Annotated in this window: 8 protein-coding genes; 5 read left to right on the top strand and 3 right to left on the bottom strand. The window is 75.2% G+C overall.

The features are described 5' to 3' along the window. Positions 1-85: 85 nt before the first annotated feature. Complete coding sequence (locus ACFCY1_RS34550; RefSeq protein ID WP_375877146.1) at positions 86-1522, bottom strand: MFS transporter; 1437 nt, start codon at positions 1520-1522, stop codon at positions 86-88. 279 nt (positions 1523-1801) lie between these two features. Here ACFCY1_RS34550 and ACFCY1_RS34555 point away from each other — a divergent pair, with 279 nt between their 5' ends. After that, positions 1802-2707, top strand: a complete 906-nt coding sequence (locus ACFCY1_RS34555; RefSeq protein WP_375877147.1) for an NADP-dependent oxidoreductase — start codon at positions 1802-1804, stop codon at positions 2705-2707. A 104-nt stretch (positions 2708-2811) separates the two neighbouring features. Here the strand turns inward: ACFCY1_RS34555 and ACFCY1_RS34560 are convergent, their stop codons facing one another. Both ACFCY1_RS34560 and ACFCY1_RS34565 read right to left on the bottom strand, forming a co-directional pair. Next, positions 2812-3945 carry a CU044_5270 family protein gene (locus ACFCY1_RS34560; protein ID WP_375877148.1) on the bottom strand — a complete coding sequence of 378 codons (1134 nt, stop codon included), beginning with the start codon at positions 3943-3945 and terminating at the stop codon, positions 2812-2814. Continuing rightward, positions 3942-4589, bottom strand: a complete 648-nt coding sequence (locus ACFCY1_RS34565; RefSeq protein ID WP_375877149.1) for an RNA polymerase sigma factor — start codon at positions 4587-4589, stop codon at positions 3942-3944. Before ACFCY1_RS34565 ends, ACFCY1_RS34560 begins: the two co-directional genes overlap by 4 nt. A 129-nt stretch (positions 4590-4718) precedes the next feature. Here ACFCY1_RS34565 and ACFCY1_RS34570 point away from each other — a divergent pair, with 129 nt between their 5' ends. The 4 genes from ACFCY1_RS34570 (at position 4719) to ACFCY1_RS34585 (ending at position 8005) form a co-directional block, all read left to right on the top strand. Continuing rightward, on the top strand, positions 4719-6305 hold the full coding sequence (locus ACFCY1_RS34570) for a serine protease (protein WP_375877150.1): 1587 nt from the start codon (positions 4719-4721) through the stop codon (positions 6303-6305). A gap of 191 nt (positions 6306-6496) precedes the next feature. Continuing rightward, complete coding sequence (locus ACFCY1_RS34575; RefSeq protein ID WP_049656139.1) at positions 6497-6802, top strand: hypothetical protein; 306 nt, start codon at positions 6497-6499, stop codon at positions 6800-6802. Between the two features lie 230 nt (positions 6803-7032). After that, positions 7033-7545, top strand: a complete 513-nt coding sequence (locus ACFCY1_RS34580) for a DUF2199 domain-containing protein (RefSeq protein ID WP_375877151.1) — start codon at positions 7033-7035, stop codon at positions 7543-7545. A 58-nt stretch (positions 7546-7603) separates the two neighbouring features. Next, positions 7604-8005, top strand: a complete 402-nt coding sequence (locus ACFCY1_RS34585) for a barstar family protein (protein WP_375877152.1) — start codon at positions 7604-7606, stop codon at positions 8003-8005. Positions 8006-8123: the final 118 nt, after the last annotated feature.

An 8123-nucleotide genomic window follows, 5' to 3' on the forward strand; every position in this document is an offset into this window, starting at 1 on the left:
GCGCCTCGGGGGGGGGGTGACCGCCGGGGGGGGCCGCCCCGGGCGGCGGGCCCCCCCGACGGGGCGGACGGGGTGGTGGGCGGCCTCACGCGGCCGTCGCGGACTTCGTCCCGGCCGCGTCCGCGCGCCCGGGGCGCGGGGTGCGCAGGGTGGCCGCCGCGAGCAGGCCCCCGGCCACCGCGATCGCCGCGGCGCCGAGGAAGGCCGCGGAGAAGCCCGAGGTCAGGCCCTGGACGGTGGCGTCCGGGGTCCGGGCGCCGGCCAGTGCGGTCATCGCGGCCAGGCCGAGCGCCGAGCCCACCTGGTAGCCGGTGTTGACGATGCCGGAGGCGAGGCCGCCGTCCTCCGGGGGCGCGCTGGAGATCGCGGTGCCGAGGGAGGGGATGAAGGCGAGCGCCATGCCGGTCGCGGCGAGCAGGGAGGCGGGCAGCACGTCGGTCCAGAAGTTGCCGTCCGGGCGGGCCAGCGAGAGCCCGGCCAGGCCGGCGCCGAGGGCGAGCATGCCGGTGACGACCAGTGCCTTGGGGCCGAAGCGGGCGATCAGCCGGGGCGCCAGGGTGATCATGATGCCCATGATGGCGACGGTCATCGGCAGCAGGGCCGCGCCGCTGGCGAAGGCGCCGAGGAGGAGGACCTGCTGGAGGTAGAGGTTCAGGAAGAACCACATCGGCACCCAGGCCGCGGCCAGCAGGAACTGGGCGAGGTTGGCGGCGCCGAGGTTCGGCACCCGGAAGATGCCCAGCCGCATCAGCGGCTCGCGGCGCCGGCCTTGGACGACCAGGAAGGCGGCCAGCAGCACGGCCGCGCCGGCCAGGGTCAGCAGGGTCGACGCGGAGGCCCAACCCGCCTCCGGGGCGCGGACGACGGCGTACACGGCGGCGGCCAGTCCGGCGGTGACGGTGAGCGCGCCGACGAGGTCGATGCCGCCGCGGCGCCGGGGCGCGGAGGGCATCAGCGCGGGAGTGGCGAGCAGCGCGACCACGGCCACCGGGATGTTGATGTAGAACACCCAGGGCCAGCTGACGTACTGGGTGATCAGGCCGCCGAGGAAGACGCCCGCGGTGCCGCCGGCCGGGGCCGCCGCGCCGTACAGGGCGAAGGCCTTGGTCAGTTCCTTCGGGTTCCCGCCGAAGAGCGTCATCAGCAGGGTGAGCGCCGAGGGGGCGATGAGGGCGGCGCCGAGGCCCTGGACGCCGCGGCCGGCCAGCTCGGTGGGCACGTTCCCGGCGAGGCCGGCGAGCAGTGAGCCCGCGCCGAGGACCGCCCAGCCGGCGCTGAACAGGCGGCGGGCGCCGAGCAGGTCGGAGAGCCGTCCGCCGAGCAGGAGCAGGCCGCCGAAGGCGACCACGTACGCGTTGAACACCCAGGACAGGTCCTCCTGACCGAAGCCGAGGGCGTCCTTCATCCTGGGCAGGGCCACCCCGATGATCGAGGTGTCCATGATCACCACGAACTGCGCGGCGGCGATCAGCGCCAGTGCGCGCCACCTCCGGGGGTCGGGCCCGGTGCTGTCGGTTGCCATCTCTTACTCCCTGTCTGTGAGGGGTATCGGCCGGGGGCGGTGCCTCGCGGCGATCGCCGAGGATCGCCAACTCGCAGGACGGGCACGGTGGATGTGCCGGTCGACGACCCCGGTGAGGACGACCGAGAACATACCCTAGGGGGGTAGGGTTTAGTCAACGGAGCCGGGGCGGCGGGGAACGGGGCCCGGCGGCGGGAGGCAGCCCGCGAGGGCGGGGAATCCGGCGTCCACCGGCGGGGTTTCACCAGGCGTCAGCACCCGCCTCGTGAAGGGCCCTCCGTGCGTGCCATCCAGATCGACCGTTTCGGCACCCCCGAGGTCCTCGACCTCGTCGAGACCCCCCGGCCCGCGCCCGGCCCCGGGGAGGTGCTGGTCCGGACCGTCGCGAGCGGCATCAACCCCGTCGACGACAAGACCCGGGAGGGGGCCATCGGCGAGGGCGCTCCCCCGCTGCCGACGACGCTCGGCTGGGACCTGGCCGGCGTCGTCGTCGACGGCGGCGACAGCCCGCTGGAGGCGGGGGAACGGGTCATCGCCATGTCCCACCAGCTCGGCACCACCCGCGGCACCTGGGCCGACCTGGTCGCCCTCCCCGCGGCGGCGGTGGCCGTCGCGCCGCGGGCGGTCAGCCTGGTCGAGGCCGCCACGCTGCCGCTGCCCGGGCTGACGGCCCTGCAGACGCTGGACTGGCTGGCGGTGTCCGCCGGCGAGCGGCTGCTGATCGCCGGTGCCGCCGGCGCGGTCGGCGGGCTCGCCCTGCAGATAGCCCGGGCGCGGGGCGTCGAGGTCGACGCCCTGGTCTCCCGCGACGCACAGGCCGGCTTCGCCCGCGAGCACGGCGCGGGGCTCGTCTCCACCGACCCCGCCGCCTTCCGGGGCGGCGGCTACCACGCGGTCTTCGACACCTTCGGGGCCTTCGTCACCGACGCGGTCGCGGACGGCGGCCGCTACGCCTCGATCGCCACCCAGGCCGGCCCCGTCCCGGACCTCTCCGCCCGAGGCGTGCGCACCACCGTCCACCAGGTGCGCGAGGACGGCGCCGGGCTGGCCGAGTTGGCCCGGCTCGTCGACGCCGGCGCCCTGCGGCCGCGGGTGCACGCCACGTACGGGCTCCAGGAGATCCGGGCCGCGCACGAGCGGTTCCGCGAGGGCGGCCTGGCCGGGAAGATCGTCGTGACGTTCTGACCGCCGCCCTCGGCCGCCTCACCCGCGAGCGGCCCTCGGCCGGGCCGCGCCCACCACACCGGGGCCCTCGTGGAGGAACCCGGCGGGGGTGGGCCGGCACCGGACTACCGGACTGGCGGCGGGAGTTCGCCGACGCGGTCGGCGGCGGCCCGGGCGAGGACCGCGGAGGTGCCGACCACCGTCCCGGCCGGGCCCGCCTCGCCGTCCTCGGCGAGGACCGTGCGCTCGCCGAGGAACGCGTACGTGCTCCGGTCGAAGACCCACTGCGTCTGCCGCCCGTACGCCGTACGGGCCACGGCGACGCCCTCGCGCCCGGCGGCGTCGACGGCCGAGGCGACCACCGTGACCCCGGGGATCCGCTCGGCCGCCCGGTAGAGCGCGGCGCCGACCTGCGGCGGCGCCCAGGTCTCGGCCAGCAGGTCGCCGATCGCCGTGAACGCCCGCTGGTCCGGGTCCTGGCCCTGGCCCCGGGTCTGCTCCCTGACCAGCCGCAACAGGGCGTCCGGGTCGGTGGGCAGCGCGGCGACGAAGGCGTGGGTCGGTTCGCCGACCGACGGACCGCCTCCCCCGCCGGGCGCCTCGGGCCGGGCCGTCGCCCCCGGCTGGTCGAGGTGGAGGACCGGCCCGTCCTCGCCGAGCTGGCTGTCCGGCCCGCCCTCCTCGCGCAGCAGGCCGGGGCGGCTGCCGTCGGCGGACAGCCACACCTGCCGGGTGTGCGCGGGCGCCATGGTCACGGGGCCGCCGCCCGCGCTCTGCGCCGCGTAGGCGACCCTGCTCTCGATGTAGACGAACTGGTCGGCGCGGACCGCCGGTTGCTCCGATCCGGCGGCGGCGAGGGCGATGCGGTCGAGCAGCCGTACGGCTTCGGAGCCGCCGGGCGCACCGCCTTCCGCCACCGCCGCGTGGTCGCGTCCGGGCGTTCCCGCGCCCCCGAGGTCCACCGCCACGACGCCGACCACCGCCAGGGCGCAGGCGAGCGCAGGCACCGCGATCCGGAACCGGGCCGAACGCCTGGCCGGACGTCGGGCCGGGCGCCCGGCCCGACGCCGGAGCGGGGCTCGCGGAGCGGGGCGGCCCTGCGGCTCGGCGGCCTTGCGCAACAGCGCTTCCCTCAACAGCAGTTGGCGGTCCGCATCCAGGCCGGGCACCGCCGGCGGGGGCAGCAGCCCGGCGAGTTCGCGGCGCTCCGACTCCTCGGACGCCGGGCGCTGCGCGGCGCGCCGCGGGGTGGCGTTCATCCGTGGCTCTCCTGGGTCGACGGCCGGAGCGCGGGGAGGCGGCCCGGTACGGGCAGGGCGGGGGCGGCGGCGCGGGCCCTGGCTTCGGCCTTCGCCTTCACCTTCGCCTCCGCCCTGGCCTCGGCCTCGGTGAGTTCGCGCAGCCGGGCCCGCGCCCGGGACAGCCGCGAGCGGACGGTCCCGACCGGCGTGCCGAGCGCCTCCGCCGCGCTCGCGTAGTCCAGCCCGGCCCACACCACCAGCGTGAAGACCTCCCGATCCCGGCGCCGGAGCCGGGCGAGCGCCCGGCGCGCGGCCCGCAGCTCCTCGACGTCCGCGAGGTGCGCGACCAGGTCGTCGGAGAAGTCCGGGACGGCGCCGCGCTCCGGGATCCGGGCGAGCGCGAGGTCGCGGCGCCGCCGGGCGCGGGCGTTGCGGCGCATGACGTTGGTCGCGATCCCCAGCAGCCACGGGCGCAGGCCGTCGCCGTCGGGGTGCAGCCGCTCCCGGCCCCGCCACGCCTCCAGGAAGGTCGTCGAGACGACGTCCTCGGCCTCCGCCCAGTCGCCCGTCACGCGCAGGGCGTAGCGGTACAGCACCTGGGCGTGCTCGTCGTAGAGCTCGCCCAGGACGTCGGGGTCACCGCGGCGCAGACGCGTTCTCATGAGTGCTTCCACACTCTGCCCTGCCCGGTCCGGCACCCGGGTTCCGGTGACGTGCATCACAGGCCCCGACCCACCGTCGATGTGGCCCGGCTCACAGGAACTCCGGTGCCCGTCCGAGCAGTACAGGACATGACCACAGCTTCCGTTCCCCGTTCCGTTCCCCGCCGGAACGCCCTCCGGGCCCTGGCCGTCGCCGTCGCCCTGGTCGGCGCCTCGACTCCCGCCCTCGGCGGCGCGGCCTTCGCCGCCGAGCCGGAGACGTACACCCTCACTGTCCGGCACCTGGACCGCGCCGGCCAGGCGACCGCGCCGTACCGGACCAGCGTCACCGGGATCTCCGGCCCCGGCGCCGACACCTCGGTCCGGCTGGACGCCCCCTCCGGCGTCACCACCGTGCGGCTGCCCAAGGGCCGGTACGTGCTGGACAGCAACCTGACCTCGGGTCTGGAGCCGGGCGGGACGATCTGGACGGACTGGATCGTCCAGCCGCGCCTCGACCTCGACCACGACACCACCGTCACCGTCGACGCGCGGACCACCGCCCTCGTCGACGTCCGGCCCCCGGACGGGTCCGCGCGCTTCCGGCACAGCGGGATGTTCGTCGAGGTCACACACGAGGGTGCCACCAGGACCGTCAACGTCGCCAACGGGTCGCCGAACCTGCGCGTCGCCCACCTCGGGCCGCAGACCGAGGCCGGGGCGGTCAAGCAGTGGTTCGACGTCAACTGGGACACCGACACCGGCGGCTACCTGCTCGGCCGGACCTCCACCGGCACCCGCGCGCTGACCGGGCTCAGCAAGCACTACTCCGCGCAGGAGCTGGCCACCGTGAACATCCGCGGCGCCGCCGGACCGGGCGGCGCCGGAACCGCGCTCGTCAGCCTCCAGCCGAGCGACGGAGCGAGCATCGGCGAATCCCGGAGCGTCACCACACCCGGCACCGCCACCTTCCACGTCGCACCCGAACGCGGCACCTGGGACATCGGCGTCACCGTCCCCCGCGCCGACGGCAGCCGGCCGACCTACTACACCGAAGACCGCGTCGCCGTACGGGCCGGGGCCACGACCACCCGGACCTTCGACGGCCCGGTCTTCGGCCCCGCGCTCACCGACCGCCCCGCCGTCTCCCGCGACGGCGACCGGATCACCGCGGACGTCCCGCTGCTCGCCGACGGCGACGGCCACGTGCCGTGGACCCCGTCGTTCGACACCGCCTACACCTCGCTGTACCGCGACGGGGTGCTGGTCGGCGCCGCCTCCGACGCGGCCGGGCGCGGCGAGTTCACCGTCACCCCGGGCACGGCGGGCTACCGCCTGGCCACCACCGTGACCCGCAAGGCCGCGGCCGGCGCGACCACCCGGGTGACCGCGTCCTGGACCTTCGCCTCCGCCACCACCGCCGCCCCGACCGCGCTCCCGGTCAGCGTCGTCCGGTTCGCCCCCGAGCTCGACCCGACCGGCACCGCGACGGCCGGCAGCGCGCTGCGCGTCCCGGTCACCGTGCAGGGCGCCGCCGCGCACGGCCGCGTCCGCTCGCTCACCGTCTCGTCCTCCACCGACGGCGGCGCCTCCTGGACCCGCCTCCCCGTCGAGGCCGGCGCCGTCACCGTCCACAACCCCCCGGCCGGCACCGCCGTCTCCCTGCGCGCCGAACTGACCGACACCGACGGCAACACCCTCGACCAGACCATCACCGAGGCCTACCGCACCCGCTGACCGTCCCGTTGCGACGAACCCTGAGCAGTCCTCACCGAAGCCTGACGGCAGGGCAGGGCCCTGTTGTGCCTACCGGATCCGCGATCGGCTCGGCCGGGATCCCGGCCGAGCCGATCCGCTCACGCCGCCGGCCGCGGTGGAGTCGGTGGCCAGGGGTCCGCACGACTGCCGCCCCACAGTCGGTCGGCCTCGTGATCCTTGAGAAGATCTCGTTCATGAGTGAGGATCCGAGGGCCCGAGAAGCCGTGTGGGCGGATGGAAGGAACCTGTACGACGTCGTCCCCGCTCTCGACGCTGTCATCGGGATCATCGGGCGGGATCTGGTCCTGGGCGAGTACTCGCTGGCGCATGCCACGGCGCACATGGCAGCGGAAATGATCGTGGAGCAGAGGGAATCGACAGGGATCCACGACGAGGGGACGGCATTGCTCGTCGTCCGTGCACTCGCCGAGTCGGCGGCTGCTACGGAACGCGCGAATGATGGACTCCGTTCGTAGCGAGGCGCCCTCCGGCCTGTGGCACAGCCAGTGCTCGGGCTTCGGTGAGACTGCCGAGGTTCCGTGCAACAGGACACTGACCCCGGCCCACAGCCGACGCCTGACCGCCTGCCGGGAACCGTAGGTCGGCACCGGCTCGCACGGGCCTGATCGCACACGCCTCGTTGGTGGTCGGACCACTCCCGGGTCCGGCCACCAACGCGTGGGAGCGGATCTGTAGTCTCTGCCGCATGTCGGCCGATCTTGGATTCACCTGCACCTGCTGCGGCGAACGTCACGCAGAGACACCCATGAACTTCTCCAGTCCTGCGCCCGCCTACTGGCAGCCGGACATGGAACAGGTGCGGGACTGCCTCCTCTCGTCCGACCAGTGCGTGATCCAGGGCGAAGCCTTCTTCGTGCGAGGACTGATCGAGCTGCCCGTCATCGGCCGGGACGACGTCTTCTCCTGGGGCGTGTGGGTCTCGCTCAGCGAGAAGAACTTCGAGCGGGCGAGCGAGCTGTGGGGGACCCCCGGCCGCGAGTCGGAGCCCGCGTACTTCGGCTGGTTGTCGACCGACCTGCTCCCGTACTCTCCGTCGACGATCAACCTGAAGACCATGGTCCACACGCGTCCCGTGGGCGAGCGCCCCTTCATCGAACTGGAGCCGACCGACCACCCGCTCGCGGTCGAACAACGCACGGGCATCACCATGGACCGCGTACGGGAACTCGCCGAGGCCGTCCTGCACCCCAAGCACTGAAGCCCTACCGTCGCCCTGTCCCGCTCCCCCGCTGAACCTGCTGTCGAATCGGACGGACATGACCGTGTACTGGACCGGCGAGGCCCCCTGGGTCCACCACCTCGGAGCGGACACCCGGCCCTCCGGACCCGACCTCCTGCCGCCCTCCGGCACCACCTTCGTCGCCCGCCTCGACGGCGCCGAACTCGTCGACGAGCAGCGGCTCTTCGAGCAGCTGAGCATCCACCTCCGCCTCCCGGCCTACTTCGGCTGGAACTGGGACGCCCTCGCGGACTGCGTGCGCGACCTGGCCTGGGCGCCCGCCGACCACTACCTGCTCGTCATCGAACGGTCGGCGCTGATGCTGCGGGACCACCCCGAGGACCGCGCCACCCTGCTCAGGATCCTCGACACCGCGGGCCGCCACTGGGGCCACAGCCTCGACCGGCCGGGCCGGTCCTTCAACACCCTGCTCCTGTAGGCGCGGCCACCGACGGGCCTGTCCGGCGTCGGCCTCCTCACCCCCCGGGGGCGCCCCCCCGCCCGGGGGGGGGACGCCCTAGACCGCGCGGGGGAGGTGGGGGGGGGGGGGGGGGGCC

Source organism: Kitasatospora sp. NPDC056273, assembly GCF_042268845.1.
Taxonomy (GTDB): Bacteria; Actinomycetota; Actinomycetes; order Streptomycetales; family Streptomycetaceae; genus Kitasatospora.

Coding starts and splice junctions, on each gene's coding strand:
- ACFCY1_RS34560 (WP_375877148.1), bottom strand. CDS start 3,945: ATGAACGCCACCCCGCGGCGCGCCGCGCAGCGCCCGGCGTCCGAGGAG.
- ACFCY1_RS34570 (WP_375877150.1), top strand. CDS start 4,719: ATGACCACAGCTTCCGTTCCCCGTTCCGTTCCCCGCCGGAACGCCCTC.
- ACFCY1_RS34580 (WP_375877151.1), top strand. CDS start 7,033: ATGTCGGCCGATCTTGGATTCACCTGCACCTGCTGCGGCGAACGTCAC.
- ACFCY1_RS34565 (WP_375877149.1), bottom strand. CDS start 4,589: ATGAGAACGCGTCTGCGCCGCGGTGACCCCGACGTCCTGGGCGAGCTC.
- ACFCY1_RS34585 (WP_375877152.1), top strand. CDS start 7,604: ATGACCGTGTACTGGACCGGCGAGGCCCCCTGGGTCCACCACCTCGGA.
- ACFCY1_RS34550 (WP_375877146.1), bottom strand. CDS start 1,522: ATGGCAACCGACAGCACCGGGCCCGACCCCCGGAGGTGGCGCGCACTG.